Raw genomic sequence first — 20,770 nt, 5'->3', positions numbered from 1 at the left:
ATGCGGGCGACATGGGCACAATCACCCCGTGTTCGCGTCGCCATTCCTGCGTACGATACTCGCCTCGCACAAAGAAGTAAGGATTACGCATGAAATTTCTTCTCGCCTCAACCTGTCTCGCAGCCGCCCTTTTCGGGTTCAGCGCCACCGCCTCGGCGCAGGAGAACTGTGAACTGAGCGTGTCGAACATGAACTGGGCGTCGGCAGAGGTTCTGGCGGCGATCGACAAAATCATCCTCGAAGAGGGCTATGGCTGCACCGTGCGCCTCCTGCCGGGCGACACCATGCCGACCTTCGCGTCGATGACCGAGAAGCAGGAGCCGGACGTCGCGCCCGAAATGTGGGTGAACCAGTTCCGCGACCAGATCGACAAGGCCGCCGAGGAAGGCACCATCGCCTTTGGCGCCGAGGTCCTGTCGGACGGCGGCGAGGAAGGCTGGTGGGTCCCGACCTACTTCGCCGAGGCCCATCCCGAGATCAAGACCGTCGGCGACGCGCTGGAGCATCCCGAGCTGTTCCCGGCGAACGAGGATCCGTCCAAGGGCGCCGTCTACAACTGCCCGGCCGGCTGGGGCTGCCAGATCACCACGGCGAACCTGTTCAAGGCCTATGACGGCGAGGAGAAGGGCTTCACCCTGATCGACACCGGCTCGGCCGCCGGGCTCGACGGCTCGATTGCCAAGGCCTACGAGAACAAGGAGCCGTGGCTCGGCTATTACTGGGCGCCGACCGCCATTCTCGGCAAGTACCCGATGAAGAAGCTGCCCTTCGACGCCGAGCACGATCCCAAGGAATGGGCCGAGTGCACGACTCAGGTCGATTGCGCCGAGCCGAAGATCAACGCCTGGACCAAGTCCGAGGTCTTCACCGTCCTGACGCCGAAGGTGCAGGAACAGTCGCCTGAGGTGGCCGAGTATCTGAACATACGCGCCTGGGGCAACGACACGGTCAACAAGCTCCTCGCCTGGAAGGAAGAGCAGCAGGCGACCGGCGAGGACACCGCCTACTACTTCCTCGAGAACAACCCGGACCTGTGGACCGGCTGGGTCTCCGAGGACGCGGCCGAGAAGATCAAGTCGGCGCTCTGATCCGGGCCGGCTGACACGATGACGACGGACCTGCCGGTGGTCGCACCACCGGCAGGTCATTCTCGCCCCTGCCCGATTCCGGGCAATGCGCGTGGCGGGCGCTTGACGGCCGATCCCGGCCGACGCGCCCTGCCCCACGGTCGCGACCGGCACCACGGCCCCCTCGCGGGTCCATCGCCGGCCGTGCGACCGCAGGCCCGCCCCGGGCCCCATGATCCAGAAAACATGCCAAGGAGACCTCGACTGTGGATTGGTTGACCGAATTTCCACAACTGGCGGGGCGAGACCTGCGCTTGATGTCGCGCACGATCGACCAGTACTACCGCTCGTTCTCGCGCGCCTATGGCGACACGATCGAAGCGATCTTCCGCCCGTTGCTCGAGTTCCTCCTCTGGTTCGAACGGCTTCTGATCCAGACCCCGTGGTGGATCATCCTGCTCGTAATCGTCGGCATCGTCTGGCTGGCCAGCCGGTCGAAGGCGATCACCGTCGGCACCTTCGTCGCCCTGATCCTCATCGGCGTGTTCGGCATGTGGGAAGACACCATGCGAACCCTGTCGATCATCGTCGTCTGCACGCTGATGTCGATCATCATCGGCATGCCGATCGGCATCATCATGTCGCGCTCCAACAAGGTGCAGGCGGTGATCAATCCGATCCTCGACGTGATGCAGACGATGCCGTCCTTCGTCTATCTCATCCCGATTGTCATGCTGCTCGGCATCGGCCTCATTCCGGGTCTGCTGGTGGTGGTGATCTACGCCATGCCGCCGATCATCCGGCTGACCAATCTCGGCATCCGGCTGGTCGACAAGGAAGTGCTGGAGGCCGCCAACGCCTTCGGCTCCTCGGGCTGGCAGAAGCTGACACAGGTGCAGCTGCCGCTCGCCCTGCCGACCATCATGGCCGGCATCAACCAGACCATCATGATGGCCCTCGCCATGGTCGTCGTCGCCTCGCTGATCGGCGTGCGCGGCCTCGGCCAGCCGGTGCTGCAGGCCATCACCAATCAGTATTTCACGCAGGGCGTCCTGAATGGCCTGGCGATCGTCGCCATCGCCATCATCTTCGACCGCTCCAGCCAGGCCTACGGCAAGCGCCTGCAGCGTCACCGGGAGGCCGCCCATGGCTGATGAGATCGCCATCAAGATCCGCAATCTCTACAAGATCTTCGGCCCCGAAGACAAAGCGATGGTGGATCTCGTACGCCAGGGCATGTCGAAGTCCGAGCTCCTCGCCGAGCACAGCCACGTGCTCGGGCTGAAGGACATCAACATCGACATCCCGGCTTCCGGCATCCAAGTGGTGATGGGGCTCTCGGGGTCGGGCAAGTCCACCCTGATCCGCCACATCAACCGGCTGATCGAACCGTCCGCCGGCGAGATCCTGATCGACGACGAGGATGTCCTCGCCATGTCGGACACACGCCTGCGCGATTTCCGGCGGCACAAGATCTCGATGGTCTTCCAGCGCTTCGGGCTGCTGCCCCACAAGACCGTCATCGACAACGTCGCCTACGGGCTGGAGGTGATGGGCAAGTCGCGCAAGGAGCAGCGTGACGGCGCGATGCGCTGGATCGAGCGCGTCGGGCTGAAGGGCTACGAGGACAACTATCCGGCCCAGCTCTCCGGCGGCATGCAGCAGCGCGTCGGCCTGGCGCGGGCGCTGGCGACGGACGCCGACATCCTGTTGATGGACGAGGCCTTCTCGGCGCTGGATCCGCTGATCCGCACCGACATGCAGAGCGTGCTCCTCGACCTGCAGACCGAACTGCACAAGACCATCGTGTTCATCACCCACGATCTCGACGAGGCGCTGCGGCTCGGCGAGCAGATCGCCATCCTGCGGGCCGGCGAGATCGTCCAGCAGGGCACCGCCCAGGACATCGTGCTGCGCCCGGCGGACGACTACATCTCGTCCTTCGTGCGCGAGGTGAACCGTGGCCGGGTGATCCAGGTGGAGACGGTGATGGAGCCGATCGCGCCGGGCGAGGCGCCGGCGCCGGAAAGCGTGCCGATCCAGCGGGGCACGATCCTGGAGGAAGCTGCGCGCCGCATGACCGGCGACGGCGTCACCAAGGCGCATGTGGTGAACGGAACCGGCATGCCGATGGGCACCCTGACCATGCGCGGCCTGATGGCGGCCATGGTCACGCCGGTCCTGAAGGACGCGCTGGACGCCAGCGAACTGTAATCCTGCAAGGATGGCCGGCGGCGCAGGGCGTCGCCGGTCGCCGCAGCGATCTCATCCGGCCCGCGACATCCCCACGTCGCGGGTTTCGTGCGATCGGCGACGGCCGCGCCGCCGCGGCAATCAGGCGGCGATGCGGTCCGGCAGCGCGGAGGCGCCAGCCCCGCCGAAGATGCGCTCGTAGCATTCGGCCAGGAGGTCGAGATCCACCGGCGCCTGGCGGATCAGCGCCTGCTCGATCCGGGCGCGGTTGTAGCCCTCACGAGCCAGCGCGCGAATGGCCGCCGTGACGATGTCGACCTCGTCCAGTCGCTTCGGCAATCGCTCGAACATGCAAAATCCCCCTGCTTCGTCCCTCTGCGGCGATTCCCCTCGCGCGCTGCCGCGCGAATCGCCATGGTCAAATTATTAACAAAACCTTGCCGGAACTTTGCGGCAACCCCGTTTGCCGCCACGGAAGGCCGTCTGCCATCCGGTGCGTGAGCTCCCTCTTGGCCGCCGATTGTGGCGGTTGCACCGCACAATCCGACTTGTCCCCAAGACATTGTGTCTCAGGCCCCCGCGTCTTCCGCAGCGTACGCCGCTTGCCGCGCGCTGACTGCGCGATGACGCGTTCGGAAGATCGCGGCCCCTGCGAGGCCGGCATCATCCGGCCAGACGCACACGGGCCGCTCGTCGCGAGGACCCGTGCCGCCGTCGCATCATCATCAGGCGTCGCCGCGACGCCGCTCGAACCGGAGGCCGCCAGATGCCGCATTCGCTGACCCAGCTCCTGGACGCGAAGGGCGTCCTCCTCGCGGACGGGGCCACCGGGACCAATCTGTTCGAGGTGGGGCTGGAGGCCGGCGAAGCGCCGGAGATGTGGCTCGAAAGCCATCCCGACCGGATCACGGCGCTGCACCAGGCCTTTGTCGACAACGGCGCCGACATCATCCTCAGCTGCTCCTTCGGCGCCAACCGCCACCGGCTGAAGCTGCACCAGGCCGAAGATCGCACCCACGCGCTCAACCGGATTGCCGCCGAACTGGCGCGGGCGGTGGCCGACGCGGCCGGCCGTCCTGTCGTCGTCGGCGGATCGGTCGGCCCGACGGGCGAGCTGCTGCAGCCGCTGGGCGCCCTCTCCTACGCCGAGGCCGTCGAAGCCTTCCGCGAGCAGATCGCCGGGCTGAAGGACGGCGGCGTCGACGTCGTGTGGATCGAGACCATGTCGGCGGCCGAAGAGGTGCGCGCGGCGGCCGAGGCGGCGCTCGCCTGCGACATGCCCTATGTCGTCACCGGCTCCTTCGACAGCGCCGGCCGCACCATGATGGGCATCCACCCCTGCGACTTCCACAAGGCGGTCGACGGCCTGTCGCCGCGCCCCGTCGCGGTCGGCGCGAATTGCGGCGTCGGCGCGTCCGACATGCTGGCGACGGCTCTGGAGCTGGAAACGGGCTCGCCGGACTCCGCTTTGGTCGTGAAGGCCAATTGCGGCATCCCACGCTTCGTCGACGGCGGCACGGTCTATTCCGGCACGCCCGAGCAGATGGCCGATTACGCCCGGCTGGCGATCGATGCTGGCGCCCGGATCATCGGCGGCTGCTGCGGGACCTCGCCACATCATCTCGGCGCCATGCGCCACGCCATCGATACCCATGTGCGCCGTCAGCGGCCGAGCATCGCCGAAATCGTCGAGGCCGTCGGCCCGCTGGTCAACAAGGCGGCGTCGGCCGCCGGCGAAACAGCGCCGCGCACGGGCCGGCGGCGAAGCCGGGACTGAGCCGGCTTCGCACTTTCGCGGTCAGTGGTAGCGCGGGATCTTGCCGGCCCGCAGCTTGGCGAGGTAGCCGGTCATCTCCCGCTTCACCACCGGCATCAGGAAGTACAGGCCGATGATGTTGGCGATGCCCATGGCGAACAGCGAGGCGTCGGAGAAGTCGAGTACCGCGCCGAGGCTGACCGAGGCGCCGAGGACGACGAACAGGCAGAACAGGATCTTGAAGAACAGGTCCGAGGCCTTGGAATCGCCGAACAGGAACAGCCACGCCTTCAGCCCGTAATAGGACCAGGAGATCATCGTCGAGAAGGCGAAGAGCACCACGGCGAGCCCCAGGACATAGGGGAACCACGGGATCGCCGTACCGAAGGCCGCCGAGGTCAGCTCGACCCCGCTGAGCGAGCCTTCCGTGGCGATCTGGCCGAGGCCCTGATCCCAGACATACAGGCCGGTCGCCGGGTCCTGCTGCATGACGCCGCTGATGGTGATCACCAGCGCCGTCGCCGTGCAGATCACCACCGTGTCGATGAACGGCTCGAGCATCGACACGAAGCCCTCGGTGACCGGGTGGTCGGTCTGCACCGCCGCATGGGCGATCGCCGCCGAGCCGATGCCGGCCTCGTTGGAGAAGGTCGCACGGCGCAGGCCCTGGATCAGCGCGCCGACAATGCCGCCGGCGACCCCCAGCCCGGTGAAGGCGCCGGCGAAGATCTGGCCGATCGCCCAGCCGATCCGGTCGTATTCGACGCCGATGATCACCAGGGCGGCGCCCAGATACAGCAGCCCCATGAAAGGCACGAGCTTCTCGGTGACGCGGGCGATCGACTTGATGCCGCCGACGATGACCATGAAGACGATGATCGCCATGACGACACCGGTGATCCATCCGCGGCCGTTCAGGAAGCTCTCCTCGCCGCCGGTGATGACGACCAGCTGCGCATGGGCCTGGTTGGCCTGGAACATGTTGCCGCCGCCCCAAGAGGCGAAGACGCAGAAGATCGCGAAGAGCACGGCGAGGAACCGGCCGAGCTTGGCGTAGCCGAGTTCCGCCATGCCCTTGCGCAGATAGTGCATCGGTCCGCCGGAGACGCGCCCGTCGGAAAATTCCTCGCGGTATTTCACGCCGAGGGTGCATTCGGTGAATTTCGACGCCATGCCGAGAAGGCCGGCAAGGATCATCCAGAAGGTCGCGCCCGGACCGCCGATCGACACCGCGACGGCGACACCGGCGATATTGCCGAGGCCGACCGTGCCCGAGACCGCCGTCGCCAGCGCCTGGAAATGGGTGACCTCACCCGCCGCATCCGGCGAGGTGTACTGGCCCCGCACGAGCTGGATGGCATGGCCGACCAGACGGAACTGCACGAAGCCGAAATAGACCGTGAAGATTGCCGCCGCCGTGATCAGCCACAGGACGATCCAGGGCAGTTCGGTGCCTGGCAGCGGCGCGAAGATGAAGCTGACGAAGGGGGTCGTCACCGGCTCCATGATCGCTGAAAGGGTCGCGTCGATGGAAAAGCCCGGCTCGGCGTCCTGCGCTGCGGCGGGCCCGGTCAGGAGAAGGCTGGCGCCCGCCAGCGGCAGGAGAGCGGCGGTCTTCGGCATGACGCAACCTCTGTCTGGATCGAAATTCCGTGCGGCGGATGCAGGGCGGCTCATGGCACGATCACGGTCGGGATGCGGGCGACCTGTGCCAGTCCCAGGGTGACGCTGCCGAAGATCTTGTTCTGGACCGGGCCTCTGCCCGTGCGCCCGACGAAGATCATCGCCGCCTTCTGATGCTCGGCGACCGCGAGGATGATCTCGGTCGGTGCGCCGAAACGGATCTCGCAATCGACGGTGACCCCTTCGGCCGAAATCTCGGCGACGAGCGGATCGAGCAGCGTGGTCCTGGCGCGTTCGAGCTCCTGGCGCCGGCGCATCTTGCGCTCGTCGAGTTCCTCGGCGGTCAGGAAGCTGTAGGGCGACCATTGCAGGACATGGACGATGTGGAGGGCCGCCCCGCTCGCCTTGGCCCGCACCACCGCGTAGTCGACGACGCTGCGATCATGCCCGTCATAGGCAACGACAAAGATCTCGGTCGCCATGGGCGATCACCCCTCTATCGGTCGGTCGGGCAGCAAGACGATCTGAGCCAAACCATCAATATTGATTATGGTAGGTTCAATTTCGGTGATGGCAAACGCTTTTCGCGCCATGCGTGTTGCCGCCGAGGCCGCAGCGCTCGGCCTGGCCTCCGTCATCCGGTCCCGATCGGCGGGAAATCCTCCGTGTTTCCAGAAAGCTGGGCTCCGGCCGCGGTCACGCGCCCGGTCGCGGGATGCGGCTCCGTCGCCTGAGAGCATCCGGCCCAGCCGACGCGCTCCGAGGGCGTGCGATGCCGCAGGGGCAGCCCTCCGGTCAGGATGTCAGCGGCTGGCGGCGCTTCAGCGCTTCCACGGCGTCTGTCAGGACGGCGTGCAGGCGGTCCCGCTCGACCTCGGTCAGCCGTTCGAGATCGAGGAAGATGCGGGCGCCCTCGGCATATTCATTGATCACGCCGGGCGCCGCGTCCGTAGCCTCGTCGTGGATGCCCTCGACCACATAGGGGATCACCTCGCGGCTGATGCCCTTCAGCGAGATCGGCGCCAGCGGCCGGGCCCGCACGTCGTCCTCCACATGGGCATAGGTCTCGTAGCTCATCACGATGCCGCCGGGCTCGGCGATCTGCTCGAGCCGGGCGGCGAGGTTCGCCTCGGCCCCGATGATCGTGTAGTCCATGCGGTCGGCGCTGCCGAAATTGCCGACATTACAGAAGCCGGTATTGATGCCCATCCGGGCCTGGAACGGCTTCTCGATGCCGCGGCGACGCCATTCGGCGTTGAGCTCGACCATCCGCCGCTGCATGGCGATCGCCATGGCGAGGCACGCCTTGGCGTCCTCGCGCGGGCCCATCGTTTCGGGATCGCCGAAGAAGGCGAGGATCGCGTCGCCGATGAACTTGTCGACCGTGGCGCCGTGCTCCTGCGCGATCTTCGACATCTCGGTGAAATACTCGTTCAGAAGCTGGGTCAGCTCCTCCGGCTGCAGCCTCTCTGAGGTGACGGTGAAATCCTTGATGTCGGAGAAGAAGATCGTCAGCTTCTTGCGCTCGGTCGAGATGGTGACGTCGCGCTCGCCGCTGAAAATGCTGCGATAGACCTGCGGCGACAGATATTTGGAAATCTTCATGGAGACCGAGGCGAGGAAGGAATTCGCCTCTTCCAGTTCGGTGTTCATACGGCCGAAGGTGCGGGCCTGGCGCCATTGCAGGGCGGCAAAGCAGACGCCGAACAGGCCGGCGCCGACGAAATAGGCGAGGAGATACTTGAAGGAGAGAAGATTGGCGGCGATCGGCTGCTCGATCTCAACCTCCTGGATGCCGCGGATGTCGCCGACCTGCCAGTCCCGCTTCGGGCTCTCGGGATGGGCGTTGTGGCAGGCGACGCAGGCCTCCCCCATGACCACCGGCGCCGCCAGCCGGATGTTGCGGTCGAGCAGCGAGCCGTTGACCTGGGTGATCAGCGGATGGTCGGCGCCTTTGGTCCGGAAGGTCTGCAGCGCATCGCGCTCGAAGGCGTCGAGGACATGCGGCGCGCGCTTGGCGAAGACTAGGTCGGAGGCGAAGCGGTAGCGGATATTCTCGCCGCGCCGGCCGATCACCTCGCCCAGCTCCAGCGACAGGGTGGCCGGGATCGGGATCGCGCCTGGTACCTCCAGATAATTATGGGCGGCGATGGTCCGGCCCTCGGGGTTGGCCAGTACCCGGCCGACGACGTTGCGCGCATAATAGCTGCGGATATCGGTGATCATGGAATTCAGGCTGTTCGCCTGGGCGTTCAGCGCCGTGTCGGAGAGATGGCGCAGATCCATCCAGACCGCCACCGGCAGAAGCGCCAGCGCCAGCGCCACCGTGATGGCGAAGTAGATCGGCCGTGCCATCAGATACCGGAAGATCGCGCCCATCGTTCTCTCCTCGAACGGGTGGCACAAATATAACGACAAAACGCGGCAGATGTCTTTGCGTCATTTTTTCGGGGCGCCGCGAGCTGAGGGGAAACGCCCCGGCCGCGCAGCCAGTACCGGGCCCGTCCGGTACGCCTCAGCGGTCAGCGCTTGTCGCCGCCGCGCCAGACCGCGCGGTGGATCGTCCGGGCGATCCTCGCCGCCGAGGTGGTTTCGGGCTGGGCGGCCGGGTCCGCCTCTCCCTTTCAGGCGAAGGCGTCCGCCTCGGCGGCCTTGCGCTTTGCCACGAACGCCGTCAGCGCGTCGGCGATGGCGGGATCGAGCGCCGGCGCCTCGTAGGACTCCAGCCAGCGGCGACAGAGCTGGCCGGCGCGGCTCTCGGCGCGCAACGCGCCTTCCGCGGACCATTGCTCGAAGGAATTGTTGTCGGCGATGGCCGAGCGGTAGAACGCCGTCTGGAAATTGTCCTGGGTATGCTGGCAGCCGAGGAAGTGGCTACCCGGACCGACCTCGCGGATCGCCGACATGGCCTGCCCGTTCTCCGTCAGATCGACGCCGCGCGAGAAGGCCTGCATCATGCCGAGCTGGTCGCAATCCATCACGAATTTCTCGAAGCAGACGGCCAGTCCGCCCTCCAGCCAGCCGGCCGCATGCAGGACGAAATTGGTGCCCGCCAGCATGGTGGAGTTCAGCGTGTTGGCGCTCTCATAGGCGGCCTGGGCATCGGGCACCTTGGAGGCGCAGAGCGACCCGCCGGTGCGGAACGGCAGGCCGAGGCGGCGCGCCAGCTGGGCCGCGCCGTAGGAGACCAGCGCCGGCTCGGGCGTGCCGAAGGTCGGCGCCCCGGACTGCATCGAGATCGACGAGGCGAAGGTACCGAAGACCACAGGCGCGCCGGGCCGGCAGAGCTGGGTGAAGGCGGCGCCGGCCAGCGCTTCGGCCAAAACCTGCGCCAGCGTGCCGGCGACCGTGACCGGGCTCATTGCGCCGGCGAGGATGAAGGGGGTGACGATGCAGGCCTGGTTGGCGCGGGCATAGACCTTCAGCGCGCCGAGCATGGTGCCGTCGAAGGTCATCGGCGAATTGGCGTTGATCAGGTTAATGACCACGCAGTTCTCGTCGACGAACTTTTCGCCGAACAGGATGCGGCACATCTCCACCGTGTCGCGGGCGCGTTCCGGCGCCGTCACCGAACCCATGAACGGCTTGTCCGACAGAGTCATGTGGGCCAGCAGCATGTCGAGATGCCGCTTGTTGACCGGGATGTCGACGGGCTCGCAGACGGTGCCGCCGGAATGATGCAGCGACGGCGCCAGATAGGCGAGCTTCACGATATTGCGGAAATCCTCGATGGTCGCATAGCGCCGCACGCCGTCGAGATCGCGGACGAAGGGCGGGCCGTAAACCGGGGCGAAGACCGTCGCCTTGCCGCCGATCTCGACCGAGTTCTCCGGATTGCGCGCATGCTGGACGAAGGTCCGAGGCGCCGTCTTCAGAAGCTCGCGGCACAGGCCCTTGGGAAACCGGACGCGCTCGCCCGAGACCTCGGCCCCCGCCGCCTTCCACATCTCCAGCGCCTCGGCGTCGTCGCGGAACTCGATGCCGATCTCTTCGAGGATGGTGTCGGCATTCGCCTCGATGATCGCGAGGCCGGCCTCGTCGAGGAGCTCGTATTCCGGCACGTTGCGGCGGATGTAGCTCAGCTTCGTTCCGGACGCGCTCTGGACCCGGGCGGCGCGCCGGGCCGTCGCCCCGCCGCCGGTGCCGCGGCCGCGGCGGCCACCTTCGGTGCGCGGCATCTCGCTCAGATGTCCGGTTTCGTCGCTCATCGTCAGGTCTCCGGCCAAAGCGGCGGCCCGTGCCGGCTCCAGCCACGCACGGGCGTACGATCTGTCACCGATACTAGGAGCAGCACCGGCCGTTGCCGTCTTACCTGCGAAGGCCGGTGACGCGCCGAGAACAATGACGGCGCGGGTCCGCATCTGCCGGACCCTGCCGGGCGCCTGCGCGCCGTGTCACACCGCGTCGCGCACGTCGCTTTCGCAATGGCGGATGTCGCAGCAAAGAGATTGCGCGGCTGCGGCTGCCCTAGAGTGAGGGCTGCGGACGGACGAGGCGGCGCAGTCGCTGAAAGTCGCGTTCGGGGCAGTTCCGGGTTCGTCCCGCCACAAGGAATGCGCCATGGCCGATGCCGACGACATCATTCTGGCCGAACTGTCGGACGACGATCTCGTCGCCCAGATGAAGGACGACCTCTATGACGGCCTGCGCGAGGAGATCGAGGAGGGAACGCAGATCCTCCTCGAACGCGGATGGACGCCCTACGACGTCCTGACCAAGGCGCTGGTCGGCGGCATGCAGATCGTCGGCGAGGATTTTCGCGACGGCATCCTGTTCGTGCCCGAGGTGCTTCTGTCGGCCAATGCGATGAAGGCCGGCATGGCCATCCTGCGGCCGCTGCTCGCCGAGACCGGCGCGCCGAAGCAGGGCAAGATGGTCATCGGCACGGTGAAGGGCGACATCCACGACATCGGCAAGAATCTCGTCGGCATGATGATGGAAGGCGCCGGCTTCGAGATCGTCGATCTCGGCATCAATATCGACGTCGACAAATATCTCGCGGCGATCGAGGACCACCAGCCGGAATTCCTCGGCATGTCGGCGCTGCTGACGACGACCATGCCCTACATGAAGGTCGTCATCGACACGCTCGTCCAGAAGGGCATTCGCGACGATGTCATCGTGCTGGTCGGCGGCGCGCCCCTGAACGAGGATTTTGCCAACCAAGTCGGCGCCGACGCCTATTGCCGCGACGCGGCGGTCACGGTGGAGACAGCCCGGAACCTGATGGAACGGCGGCACAACCAGCTGTGACGCCGGCCCTGCCCGCTCGTCCGGCTTCGCGCCGGATCCCAGATACGCAAAAGGCGCGGCGACCGTTGGTCACCACGCCTTCTCGAACTGCTGACGGGCGCGTTTACCGGGCGACGTCGTTCACGGCGGCGCCGGTGGCATCCACCGTGTTGCCCACGTCGCGGCCGACGCCGCGCACGGTGTTGGCGCAGGCCGAAAGCGCCAGGGCTCCGGCGAGAAGAGTGGACACGATGGCGATGCGCTTGGTCATTGTGGGGTCTCCGGTTGGCAAATGTGACCGAAAAACGGTGCAGTGCCCCGCTGGTTCCCGCCGCGCTTGGGTTTTTGACCGGCGTGGTGAATGTCAGGCCACCGGGCAATGAATCCCCAGCCGCATAACAACCCGCAGACGTCGGCCGCGCCCGCCCCCGAAACGCTCACGGTCATCGCCTGCGGCGCCATCGCCCACGAGGTTCTGGCCGTCCTGTCGGCCAACGGGCTGGCGCATGTCACGGTCACCTGCCTGCCCGCCGACCTGCACAACGCACCGCAGAAGATCGCACCCGCCGTCGAGGGCGCCATCATGGCAGCCCGCGCAGACGGCGCCGGGCGGATCTTCATTGCCTATGCCGATTGCGGCACCGGCGGTCTCCTCGACGCGGTCTGCGAGCGCCACGGCGTCGAACGCATTGCCGGACCGCATTGCTATGCGTTCTTCGCCGGCAATGATCGCTTTGCCGCCGATGCGGAGGCGCACATGACGACCTTCTGGCTGACCGACTTTCTCGCCCGCCAGTTCGACGCCTTCGTCACCCGCCCGATGAAGCTCGACCGCCATCCCGAACTGATCGGCATGCTCTTCGGGCACTACGAACGCGTCGTCTATCTCGCGCAGACCGACGCCCCGGATCTCGACCGGCGCGGCCGGGAGATCGCGGCGAAACTGGGGCTTGGCTACGAGCGCCGCTTTGTCGGCTACGGCGACCTGAGCGATGCGATCATCGCTGCCGCCGCGCCCGTGCCGGAACACGCCCCCGCCTGAGCCCCCTGCCGCCGGCCCGTTTGCGCGGTTCTCGCCCGTGGACGGTGGTGGCCCGGCGTCGCCCCCCCTGCGACCTTCGCAGGGCCCGCGGGGATCACGTCTTGATCTTTACAGGGAAAACCCCGATTTAACGCCTTCAAGGGCACAGTGGATCGACGAAGCCCGGTCAGGCGGCAGCGTCGTTCGCGGACCGTTCCTCACACGCGACGGAACAGGCCGCATCATGAGCTTTTCCGAAGTCCCCGTTCCCAGAGCGTCCTCCGTGTCACCTGCCGTTTTCTCCAGCCTCCGACAATCGCTCCGGCGGCGTGGTGCCAAGCGGCAGAAGCGGATTTCAGCGATCCTGCGCGGCCTGTCCCACCGCAACCGTGCCGGCGCGACGATCGGCGAGCTCTCCCAGGCCTTCGACACCCGCTCCTTCGGCGCCTTCTTCATCCTGTTCGGCGGCCTGAACCTGGTGCCGCTGCCGCCCGGCGCATCGATCTTCCTCGGCCTGCCGCTGGTGCTGTTCACGCTGCAGCTGGCGGTCGGCCGGCATCGGCTGTGGCTGCCCGAGCGCATCCGCAAGATCCGGATCACCTCCGAGATGCTAGGACGCGTGGTCACCCGCATCGGACCGATGCTGCGCCGGATCGAGCGGCTCGCCCGGCACCGCTACTGGCCCGAGCCCGAATGGCTGCTGCTTTCGGGCATCGGCTGGTTCTGCTTCGTCATGTCGATCCTGATCGCCATTCCGTTTCCGCTGACCAACATGTTCCCGGGCGTCTCCGTCGCCATTGCCGGCATCGCCATCACGGCGCGCGACGGCCTCTGGCTGATCGCCTCGATCCTCGTCGGCATCGCCTCGACGATCTTCCTTCTCAGCGTCTACGGCGCCGCGGCCCTGGCCGTAATGGGGCTGTTCTAGCCGCCCCACGCCACACCGGCCGCCGTGGCCGGACCGCATCAGGACGCCTGTCCCCGCGCCACGCGCGCCCGATGTCGCAAACGGCATCGCGGCCCGTCGCGCCCGGCATATCCGCACCGTTTCCGCCGGACCACAGTGGGGTCATCGGAGGTGGCGGATGGCAGAACTGCAGATCGTCTACTGGCGTGACATTCCCGCCCAGATCGTGGTGCGGCAGGGTCGCAAATCCGCCCGCCGCGAACTTCCTTCCCGCTTCATCGAGGCCATCGACCGCTGCGCCATGCGCGTCGGTGCGAAGGACAGCGACGCCTATCTGGCCGAATGGCGACGAGGCTCGTCGCCGGCCGAGGTGAGCGACCTCGAAGCCGAAGCCGAAGCCGAACGGCTGACCCGCGATATCGAACAGAGCTACGACGACGATCGTCTCAAGGCGCTCGTCGCGAACGAGGGGCGCGAACCATGAAGCCGATCCGATACGACATGCATGCCGGCCGCACGGCCATGCCCGCCTCCATCGAGATCGCCCCGCGCCAGGCGCTGGAATCGCGCGATCTGCCGGGGCTCTTTCCGCCCGGCACGAAGACCTATCTCTGCGACGTCGGCGTCGACGCGGTGAAGGATTTCGTCCGTGCCGTCCGGCGGGTCCGCGACCTCGGCTACGAACCGGTGCCGCATATTCCGGCGCGCCGGATGCGCAGCCATGCCGAATTGCGCGATCGCGTCCAGGCCTATGCCGAAGAAGGCGGCGCCAGCGACGTGCTGGTGGTCGGCGGCGGGCTGACGCGACCGGCCGGGCCCTACAGCTCGACCATGGAGGTCCTCTCGACGGGCATCCTCGACCGCCACAGCTTTCGCGACATCGGCGTCGCCGGCCACCCGGAGGGCACGCCCGACTTCTCCGCCGCCACCGCCTCGGAAGCGCTGCGGCTGAAACGCGATTTCGCCCGGCGCAGCGATGCAAGGCTGCGGATCGTCACGCAGTTCGGCTTCGACGCGGCGGTCTATCTGCACTGGGCGGAGTCCGTCCGCGCGGCGGGCATCGACCTGCCGATCCATCTCGGTGTCGCCGGCCCGGCCAAGATCGCGACGCTGATCCGCTTCGCGGCCCTCTGCGGCATCGGCAATTCGGTATCCGTCCTGAAGAAGCGGCCGAGCGCCCTCACCGCGCTTGCCACGTCCCATTCGCCCGAATCCGTCGCCGGGCCGATCGAGCGGCACTGGGCCGAGACGACAGATACCCCGGTCAGGCAGCTTCACGTCTTTCCCTTCGGCGGGCTCGCTGCCTCGGCGCAATGGCTCTACGGCCGCGGCTCCTGGATGGACGCGACGGCGATCCAGACCGCGGCGGGCGACCGCCAGCACGCCTGACGCCGCTTACCGCGCGACGCCTTCACCGACCGGAGCTTCGGCCATGACCCGCACCATCGTCGCATCCGCCAGCCGCGAGGTCGTGATCGGCTTCGACCAGCCCTTCTGCGTCATCGGCGAACGCATCAATCCGACCGGTCGCAAGATCCTCGCCGCCGAGATGGTCGCGGGCAATTTCGAAACGGTGACGCGCGATGTCCTCGCCCAGGTCGCCGCCGGCGCCACCATGCTCGACGTCAATGCCGGCGTCACCGCCGTCGACCCGAACGTCTCCGAACCGCCGCTGCTGGTCGAGACCATCCGCCTCGTCCAGAGCCTCACCGACCTGCCGATCTCGATCGATTCCTCCGTCTCCCCGGCGCTGAGCGCCGCGCTGGCCGTGGCCAAGGGACGGCCGCTGGTCAATTCGGTCACCGGCGAGGTGGAAAAGCTCGAGGCGATCCTGCCGCTGGTAAAGAAATACGACGTGCCCGTCGTTGCCATCTCCAACGACGAGACCGGCATCTCCGAAGACCCGGACGTGCGCTTCGAGGTGGCGAGGCGCATCGTCCGCCATGCCGCCGATTACGGCATCAGCGCCGCCGACATCGTCGTCGATCCGCTGGTCATGCCGATCGGCGCGATGGGCACCGCCGGCCGGCAGGTCTTCGCGCTGGTGCGCCGGCTGCGCGAGGAACTCGGGGTGAACACCACCTGCGGCGCCTCGAACATCTCCTTCGGCCTGCCCCACCGCCACGCCGTCAACGCCGCCTTCCTGCCGATGGCCATTGCGGCCGGCATGACCTCGGCCATCATGAATCCCTGCCGGCCGCAGGAAATGGAAGCGGTGCGGGCCGCCAACGTTTTGATGGGCAACGATCCCTCCTGCGGCGAGTGGATCCGCCACTATCGCGACGTAGCGCCGGCGGGCGGGGCGTCTGCAGCGACCGTCGCCGCTCCTACCACCGGAGCAGGCGGGCGGCGGCGTGGCGGGCGCGAAGGCCGGAGGGCGGCGTCGTGACCGGCCGGCCGTTTAAACTGCGGATCGTGTCGTTGCGGCGCTTTTTGCAGGTGCGAAATAAAGCTACGGATCGGGAGACCATTTCGCCATCTGGCGCGTTTGGTAGCAACTACCGAACAAGGAACACCCCGCATGAGCCGCAACCCGAACCCCGCGTCCTTCTTCCACGCACCGAAGACGGCGGCGGAACTCACGACGCTGATGCTGATGTCGCCCTTTGTCATCGGCACGCGCCTGACCCAGTTCTCGATGGCCGCCGCGTCGCCGCAGGCCAAGGATCGAGACGAAGTCTCCCGCATGCTGAGCGAAAAGATGCAGGCGGCCGGCGAATCCATCGTGGCGATGAACCTCGCCACCATCGAGGCGATGACCTCTCTCGCCATGGCAACGGTGACCGGCTCCGGCCGCGGCAGCAACCACGGCGACACGATCCTGTCAGCCGGGCTGAAGCCCTATTCCCAGCGCGTGCGCGCCAACCGCAAGCGTCTCGCCCAGTAAGCCTCAGCCGGAACACGGCGCGCCGATGACCACCGGCGCCGATCCCCTCGTCCTGTTCATGCCGTCCGGCCGGCGCGGCCGCTTTCCCCGCGGCACGCCCGTCATCGAGGCGGCGCGAACGCTCGGGGTCTATGTGGAAAGCGTCTGCGGCGGACGCGGCATCTGCGGGCGCTGCCAGATCGAGATCGCCGAAGGCGTCTTCGCCAAGCACAAGATCGTCTCGGCCGCCGACCATCTCTCCGCCTGGTCGGCCAAGGAAGCGCGCTACGCCGCCAAGCGGCCCTTCCCGCCGGGCCGTCGCCTGTCCTGCTCGGTGACCATCCAAGGCGATCTCGTTGTCGACCTGCCCACCGGCATGGCCATCAATTCCGCCGTCGTGCGCAAGGCCGTCGACACCCGCGACTTTGCCCGCGATCCGGCCATCCGCCTGCTCTATGTCGAGGTGGCCGAGCCCGACATGCATGCGCCGCTTGGCGATCTCGACCGGATCTTCGCGGCGCTGGAACGGGACTGGGACGTGGCGGCGCCGATCGTCGATCCGGCGATCCTGCCCGAGGTGCAGGCGATCCTGCGCCGTGGCGGCTGGAAGGTGACTTGCGCCATCGCGCTGGACCGCGACGACGAGCGTCCGCGCCTCACGGGCCTCTATCCGGGCCTGAAGAACGAGGCCTATGGCATTGCGGTCGACATCGGCTCGACCACCATCGCGCTGCATCTCTCCTCGCTGCTGTCCGGCGCAACCATCGCCTCGGCCGGGGCGCCCAATCCGCAGATCCGCTTCGGCGAGGATCTGATGAGCCGGGTGTCCTACGTGATGATGAACCCGCAGGGCCGGCCGCAGATGACCGTGGCGGTCCGCGCCGCGATCCAGGCGCTGATCGAAGAGGTCGCGGCAGAGGCACGCATCGCCACCGCCGACATCATGGACTGCGTCTTCGTCGGCAATCCGATCATGCACCACCTGTTTCTCGGCATCGACCCGACCGAGCTGGGCCAGGCGCCCTTCGCGCTGGCGGTCTCGGGCGCCGTGGCCGTGCCGGCCAGCGATCTCGACCTGACCCTGCATCCGGCGGCGCGCGCCTATCTCCTGCCCTGCATTGCCGGCCATGTCGGCGCGGATGCGGCCGCCGTGACCCTGTCGGAAGGGCCGCACCGCCAGGACGAGACCATGCTGATCGTCGATGTGGGCACCAATGCCGAGATCGTTCTCGGCAACCGCAGCCGGCTGCTGGCCGCTTCCTCGCCCACCGGCCCGGCCTTCGAGGGCGCCGAGATCTCCAGCGGCCAGCGGGCGGCGCCCGGCGCAATCGAGCGCGTGCGGATCGATCCCGCCACGCTGGAGCCGCGCTTCAAGGTGATCGGCGTCGAGACATGGTCGCACAAGCCGGGCTTCGCCGAGGCCGCGCGAGCCGTGGGCGTCACCGGCATCTGCGGCTCGGGCATCATTGAGGTCATCGCCGAGATGTTCCTCGCCGGGATCGTCACCGAGGACGGCGTCATCGACGGCGCGCTCGCCGCACGGTCCCCGCGGATCGTGCGGGAGGGCCGCACCTTCGCCTATGTGCTGCACGAGACGACCGACCAGACGATCCGCGTCCTTCAGACCGACATCCGCGCCATCCAGCTCGGCAAGGCGGCCCTCTATGCCGGCATCAAGCTGCTGATGGACCGGTTCGCGGTTCCGCCTGCACCGGCCGTCCCGGCCCCGCCCCCCGCACCCGCCGCAGTGCCGGACGATCTGCCGCTCGACCTCGACCCGGCCGAGGCCCCGGCCCTCGCCGACGCGCTGTTTGCCGCGCAGTCCGGCCGGGCCACCGAACCGGCCGTCCCTCTGCCGCCGCCCCTCCCCGTGCCCGAGACATCCGCGACGACGGCGCCGATCCGCATCGACCGGATCGCGCTGGCCGGCGCCTTCGGCTCCTTCATCGAGCCGCGCTATGCGATGATCCTGGGCCTCGTGCCCGATTGCGACCTGGCCAAATGCGGCTCCATCGGCAACGCGGCGGGCGCCGGCGCCCGCATGGCGCTGCTCAACCGGGCCTATCGCCGCGAGATCGAGGCGACGGTCACCCGCATCGCCAAGATCGAGACCGCGCTGGAGCCCGACTTCCAGCGCCATTTCGTCGCCGCCATGGCGTTTCCCAACAAGCTCGACGCGTACCCAGAGCTCTGCCGGGTGCAGCCGCTGCCCAATCGCAGCGCGGACGGCAGTGTCGTTGCAAATCGCCCAGACACGGGCGGTACTCCCGTCGGCGACGGGCGCCGGCGCCGGGCCGGATCGCGGGCGCGCGAACGCCAGGCGTGAGCGCGAACGCGGCGGTGCTTTGCAACACCGGCTGCAGATTCGGCCCGTCAGGCCGCGAATTTCCGCCGCATCGGCGAGAAACGACCGAAGTTTTGCCCGCCAACCGTTGCGCCGGGACGCTCGGAGGCCTATCCAACAGCATCCATAGCGATGACAGGCGACCCCGAAATCCGCGCAGGCATTGCGCGGCGCCGTACCGACGACCACTGGTGATGATTTGAAGCCCAAGGATACCGATTTCGCCGAACGCCGTAATGCGGCCCGCGACGCCAAGATGGCGCTGCTGCAGAAGGCCAAGGAGCGGCTGGACAGCCCCGAGGCCGAAAAGGCCCGGCAGGAACGCGCGGAGATCGCAGCGGCCCGTGAGGAGCGCCTCGCCAAGAAGCGCGCCGAGGACGAGGTGAAGGCCCGCGAGAAAGCCGAGCGCGACGCCGAGGCGGAAGCCGAGCGGCTCGCCGAGGAAGAGGCCCGCAAGGCCGAGAAGAACCGGCCGCTGGCGCAGATGGTCGCCGACGAGGCCGCCAAGAAGGCCGAGCGCGACGCCCGCTACGCCGCCCGCAAGGCGCGCAAGGGCAAGAAGTAATTCGCACCCGCCGATTGCCGCCGACTGTCTGACATCGGCGGCCGTTCCCGGCTTGCGAAACCCGTCATTCCACTCCACCTTGGGCCGCGCACGCGATGCGTGAATGGCCCTTGATGCGGAGCGGGCGGTATGGGTCCAGGAAATGCGGGCGGCCTGATCGACAAGCCCCGGCCCGGCGCGAGCGAGGGCCCGGGCTCCGGCCCGAAGCGGACCATCGTCTTCCTGCTCGTTCCGAATTTCTCGATGATCGCCTTCGCGACCGCCATCGAGCCGTTGCGGATCGCCAATCGCGTCGTCGGCCGCGAAATTTATCGCTGGCGCCTCGCCTCGCCGAACGGCCAGCCGGTCCGCGCCTCCAACGGCGTCGAAGTGGCCGTCACCAGTTCGGTGGAAGCCGAGCGCAAGGCGCTGCCGTCCGAGCACCGGCCCTCGATGGTCTTTGCCTGTTCCGGCGTCTTCGTCGAGGATTTCACCGACAAGACCAGTTTCTCCTATCTGCGCGAGAGCCACCAGCGCGGCATCAGCGTCGGCGGCCTGTGCACCGGGGCGTGGATTCTCGCCCGCGCCGGGCTTCTGGCGGACCGGCGCTGCGCCATCCATTGGGAAAACCTGCCCGGCTTCTCCGAGGCCTTCCCGCGGGTCGACGCCTATGCCGATCTCTACGAGATCGACCACAACATCTACACCTGCGCCGGCGGCACCGCCGCCCTCGACATGATGCTGACGCTGATCGGCGAGGATCTCGGCGAGGACGTGGTGAACCGGGTCTGCGAGCAGGCTTTGACCGACCGGGTCCGCAGTTCACAGGATCGCCAGCGCCTGCCGCTGCGCGCCCGGCTCGGCGTGCAGCACTCCAAGGTGCTGCGGGTGATCGAGATCATGGAGGCCAATCTCGCCGACCCGCTATCGCTGGTCGAGATCGCCGAGGATGTCGGCCTGTCGCGCCGCCAGGTGGAGCGGCTGTTCCACCGGGAGATGGGCCGCTCGCCGGCGCGCTACTATCTGGAGATCCGGCTCGACCGGGCGCGGCACCTGCTGCTGCAGTCGCAATTGCCGATCGTCGAGATCGCGGTGGCCAGCGGCTTCGTCTCGGCCTCGCATTTTTCCAAATGCTACCGCGAACTCTATTCGCGCTCGCCCCAGCAGGAGCGCGCCACGCGTTCGGTCCTCGCCCCGGCCTGACGGGCGGCGTGTCG

At 67.6% G+C, this 20,770-nt stretch carries 20 protein-coding genes; 14 read left to right on the top strand and 6 right to left on the bottom strand.

Annotation, left to right across the window (positions count from 1 at the left end):
* Positions 1–89 precede the first annotated feature (89 nt).
* From N7I30_RS20230 to N7I30_RS20220, 3 genes are all read left to right on the top strand, one after another.
* Complete coding sequence (locus tag N7I30_RS20230) at positions 90–1,088, top strand: ABC transporter substrate-binding protein (RefSeq protein ID WP_498640908.1); 999 nt, start codon at positions 90–92, stop codon at positions 1,086–1,088.
* 245 nt (positions 1,089–1,333) lie between these two features.
* Positions 1,334–2,221 (top strand): ABC transporter permease, encoded by an 888-nt coding sequence (locus tag N7I30_RS20225; RefSeq protein ID WP_009210069.1) that lies wholly within the window; start codon positions 1,334–1,336, stop codon positions 2,219–2,221.
* Positions 2,214–3,281 (top strand): quaternary amine ABC transporter ATP-binding protein, encoded by a 1,068-nt coding sequence (locus tag N7I30_RS20220; protein WP_024351356.1) that lies wholly within the window; start codon positions 2,214–2,216, stop codon positions 3,279–3,281. Before N7I30_RS20225 ends, N7I30_RS20220 begins: the two co-directional genes overlap by 8 nt.
* 120 nt (positions 3,282–3,401) lie before the next feature.
* Here N7I30_RS20220 and N7I30_RS20215 read toward each other — a convergent pair whose 3' ends face one another.
* Positions 3,402–3,611, bottom strand: a complete 210-nt coding sequence (locus N7I30_RS20215) for a hypothetical protein (protein ID WP_491391396.1) — start codon at positions 3,609–3,611, stop codon at positions 3,402–3,404.
* Between the two features lie 415 nt (positions 3,612–4,026).
* Here N7I30_RS20215 and bmt point away from each other — a divergent pair, with 415 nt between their 5' ends.
* Positions 4,027–5,037 (top strand): betaine--homocysteine S-methyltransferase, encoded by a 1,011-nt coding sequence (bmt, locus tag N7I30_RS20210; RefSeq protein ID WP_024351358.1) that lies wholly within the window; start codon positions 4,027–4,029, stop codon positions 5,035–5,037.
* 21 nt (positions 5,038–5,058) lie between these two features.
* Here bmt and N7I30_RS20205 read toward each other — a convergent pair whose 3' ends face one another.
* The 4 genes from N7I30_RS20205 to N7I30_RS20190 form a co-directional block, all read right to left on the bottom strand.
* On the bottom strand, positions 5,059–6,639 hold the full coding sequence (locus N7I30_RS20205) for an alanine/glycine:cation symporter family protein (protein WP_498640907.1): 1,581 nt from the start codon (positions 6,637–6,639) through the stop codon (positions 5,059–5,061).
* A 50-nt stretch (positions 6,640–6,689) separates the two neighbouring features.
* Positions 6,690–7,121: a universal stress protein gene (locus N7I30_RS20200; RefSeq protein ID WP_024351360.1), complete on the bottom strand. Its 432-nt coding sequence runs from the start codon at positions 7,119–7,121 to the stop codon at positions 6,690–6,692.
* A 313-nt stretch (positions 7,122–7,434) separates the two neighbouring features.
* Positions 7,435–8,994 (bottom strand): adenylate/guanylate cyclase domain-containing protein, encoded by a 1,560-nt coding sequence (locus N7I30_RS20195; protein ID WP_029703385.1) that lies wholly within the window; start codon positions 8,992–8,994, stop codon positions 7,435–7,437.
* Between the two features lie 269 nt (positions 8,995–9,263).
* Complete coding sequence (locus N7I30_RS20190; RefSeq protein ID WP_483213206.1) at positions 9,264–10,847, bottom strand: trimethylamine methyltransferase family protein; 1,584 nt, start codon at positions 10,845–10,847, stop codon at positions 9,264–9,266.
* A gap of 352 nt (positions 10,848–11,199) precedes the next feature.
* On the opposite strand from N7I30_RS20190, the gene N7I30_RS20185 reads away from it, so the two are divergent.
* Entirely contained in the window at positions 11,200–11,892 is a 693-nt protein-coding gene (locus N7I30_RS20185; protein WP_187390596.1) for a corrinoid protein, read from the top strand.
* 103 nt (positions 11,893–11,995) lie between these two features.
* On the opposite strand, the gene N7I30_RS20180 is transcribed toward N7I30_RS20185, so the two are convergent.
* On the bottom strand, positions 11,996–12,142 hold the full coding sequence (locus tag N7I30_RS20180; protein WP_169513634.1) for an entericidin domain-containing protein: 147 nt from the start codon (positions 12,140–12,142) through the stop codon (positions 11,996–11,998).
* Positions 12,143–12,250: 108 nt separating this feature from the next.
* On the opposite strand from N7I30_RS20180, the gene N7I30_RS20175 reads away from it, so the two are divergent.
* From N7I30_RS20175 to N7I30_RS20135, 9 genes are all read left to right on the top strand, one after another.
* Positions 12,251–12,913 (top strand): DUF1638 domain-containing protein, encoded by a 663-nt coding sequence (locus N7I30_RS20175; RefSeq protein ID WP_491373368.1) that lies wholly within the window; start codon positions 12,251–12,253, stop codon positions 12,911–12,913.
* A 262-nt stretch (positions 12,914–13,175) separates the two neighbouring features.
* Positions 13,176–13,820: an exopolysaccharide biosynthesis protein gene (locus N7I30_RS20170; RefSeq protein WP_024351365.1), complete on the top strand. Its 645-nt coding sequence runs from the start codon at positions 13,176–13,178 to the stop codon at positions 13,818–13,820.
* Between the two features lie 157 nt (positions 13,821–13,977).
* Positions 13,978–14,283: a virulence factor gene (locus N7I30_RS20165; RefSeq protein ID WP_491391242.1), complete on the top strand. Its 306-nt coding sequence runs from the start codon at positions 13,978–13,980 to the stop codon at positions 14,281–14,283.
* Positions 14,280–15,188, top strand: a complete 909-nt coding sequence (locus tag N7I30_RS20160; protein ID WP_491391241.1) for a methylenetetrahydrofolate reductase — start codon at positions 14,280–14,282, stop codon at positions 15,186–15,188. The genes N7I30_RS20165 and N7I30_RS20160 overlap by 4 nt, the downstream gene beginning before the upstream one ends.
* A gap of 43 nt (positions 15,189–15,231) precedes the next feature.
* Positions 15,232–16,188: a methyltetrahydrofolate cobalamin methyltransferase gene (locus N7I30_RS20155; RefSeq protein ID WP_421462453.1), complete on the top strand. Its 957-nt coding sequence runs from the start codon at positions 15,232–15,234 to the stop codon at positions 16,186–16,188.
* Positions 16,189–16,320: 132 nt separating this feature from the next.
* A complete protein-coding gene (locus N7I30_RS20150) occupies positions 16,321–16,686 on the top strand; it encodes a hypothetical protein (RefSeq protein ID WP_024351369.1) in 366 nt (121 codons plus the stop codon).
* Between the two features lie 25 nt (positions 16,687–16,711).
* Positions 16,712–18,991, top strand: coding sequence for an ASKHA domain-containing protein (locus N7I30_RS20145; protein WP_491373371.1), 2,280 nt, complete (start codon positions 16,712–16,714; stop codon positions 18,989–18,991).
* A 217-nt stretch (positions 18,992–19,208) separates the two neighbouring features.
* Entirely contained in the window at positions 19,209–19,574 is a 366-nt protein-coding gene (locus N7I30_RS20140) for a DUF6481 family protein (RefSeq protein ID WP_228241586.1), read from the top strand.
* Between the two features lie 243 nt (positions 19,575–19,817).
* Positions 19,818–20,756 (top strand): GlxA family transcriptional regulator, encoded by a 939-nt coding sequence (locus N7I30_RS20135; RefSeq protein ID WP_230785383.1) that lies wholly within the window; start codon positions 19,818–19,820, stop codon positions 20,754–20,756.
* The last annotated feature ends 14 nt before the right edge of the window (positions 20,757–20,770 follow it).

Origin of the sequence: Aurantimonas litoralis (genome assembly GCF_026153195.1) — a bacterium.
Taxonomy (GTDB): domain Bacteria; phylum Pseudomonadota; class Alphaproteobacteria; order Rhizobiales; family Rhizobiaceae; genus Aurantimonas; species Aurantimonas coralicida.
Note: the sequence above shows the minus strand (reverse complement) of the source record. Positions and strands in the feature narration are given on the sequence as shown.

Bases quoted from the DNA above. Each gene is read 5' to 3' on its own strand.
- N7I30_RS20230 (WP_498640908.1), top strand. From the start codon at position 90: ATGAAATTTCTTCTCGCCTCAACCTGTCTCGCAGCCGCCCTTTTCGGG.
- N7I30_RS20220 (WP_024351356.1), top strand. From the start codon at position 2,214: ATGGCTGATGAGATCGCCATCAAGATCCGCAATCTCTACAAGATCTTC.
- N7I30_RS20215 (WP_491391396.1), bottom strand. From the start codon at position 3,611: ATGTTCGAGCGATTGCCGAAGCGACTGGACGAGGTCGACATCGTCACG.
- bmt (WP_024351358.1), top strand. From the start codon at position 4,027: ATGCCGCATTCGCTGACCCAGCTCCTGGACGCGAAGGGCGTCCTCCTC.
- N7I30_RS20205 (WP_498640907.1), bottom strand. From the start codon at position 6,639: ATGCCGAAGACCGCCGCTCTCCTGCCGCTGGCGGGCGCCAGCCTTCTC.
- N7I30_RS20200 (WP_024351360.1), bottom strand. From the start codon at position 7,121: ATGGCGACCGAGATCTTTGTCGTTGCCTATGACGGGCATGATCGCAGC.
- N7I30_RS20195 (WP_029703385.1), bottom strand. From the start codon at position 8,994: ATGGCACGGCCGATCTACTTCGCCATCACGGTGGCGCTGGCGCTGGCG.
- N7I30_RS20190 (WP_483213206.1), bottom strand. From the start codon at position 10,847: ATGAGCGACGAAACCGGACATCTGAGCGAGATGCCGCGCACCGAAGGT.
- N7I30_RS20185 (WP_187390596.1), top strand. From the start codon at position 11,200: ATGGCCGATGCCGACGACATCATTCTGGCCGAACTGTCGGACGACGAT.
- N7I30_RS20180 (WP_169513634.1), bottom strand. From the start codon at position 12,142: ATGACCAAGCGCATCGCCATCGTGTCCACTCTTCTCGCCGGAGCCCTG.
- N7I30_RS20175 (WP_491373368.1), top strand. From the start codon at position 12,251: ATGAATCCCCAGCCGCATAACAACCCGCAGACGTCGGCCGCGCCCGCC.
- N7I30_RS20165 (WP_491391242.1), top strand. From the start codon at position 13,978: ATGGCAGAACTGCAGATCGTCTACTGGCGTGACATTCCCGCCCAGATC.
- N7I30_RS20160 (WP_491391241.1), top strand. From the start codon at position 14,280: ATGAAGCCGATCCGATACGACATGCATGCCGGCCGCACGGCCATGCCC.
- N7I30_RS20155 (WP_421462453.1), top strand. From the start codon at position 15,232: ATGACCCGCACCATCGTCGCATCCGCCAGCCGCGAGGTCGTGATCGGC.
- N7I30_RS20150 (WP_024351369.1), top strand. From the start codon at position 16,321: ATGAGCCGCAACCCGAACCCCGCGTCCTTCTTCCACGCACCGAAGACG.
- N7I30_RS20145 (WP_491373371.1), top strand. From the start codon at position 16,712: ATGACCACCGGCGCCGATCCCCTCGTCCTGTTCATGCCGTCCGGCCGG.
- N7I30_RS20135 (WP_230785383.1), top strand. From the start codon at position 19,818: ATGATCGCCTTCGCGACCGCCATCGAGCCGTTGCGGATCGCCAATCGC.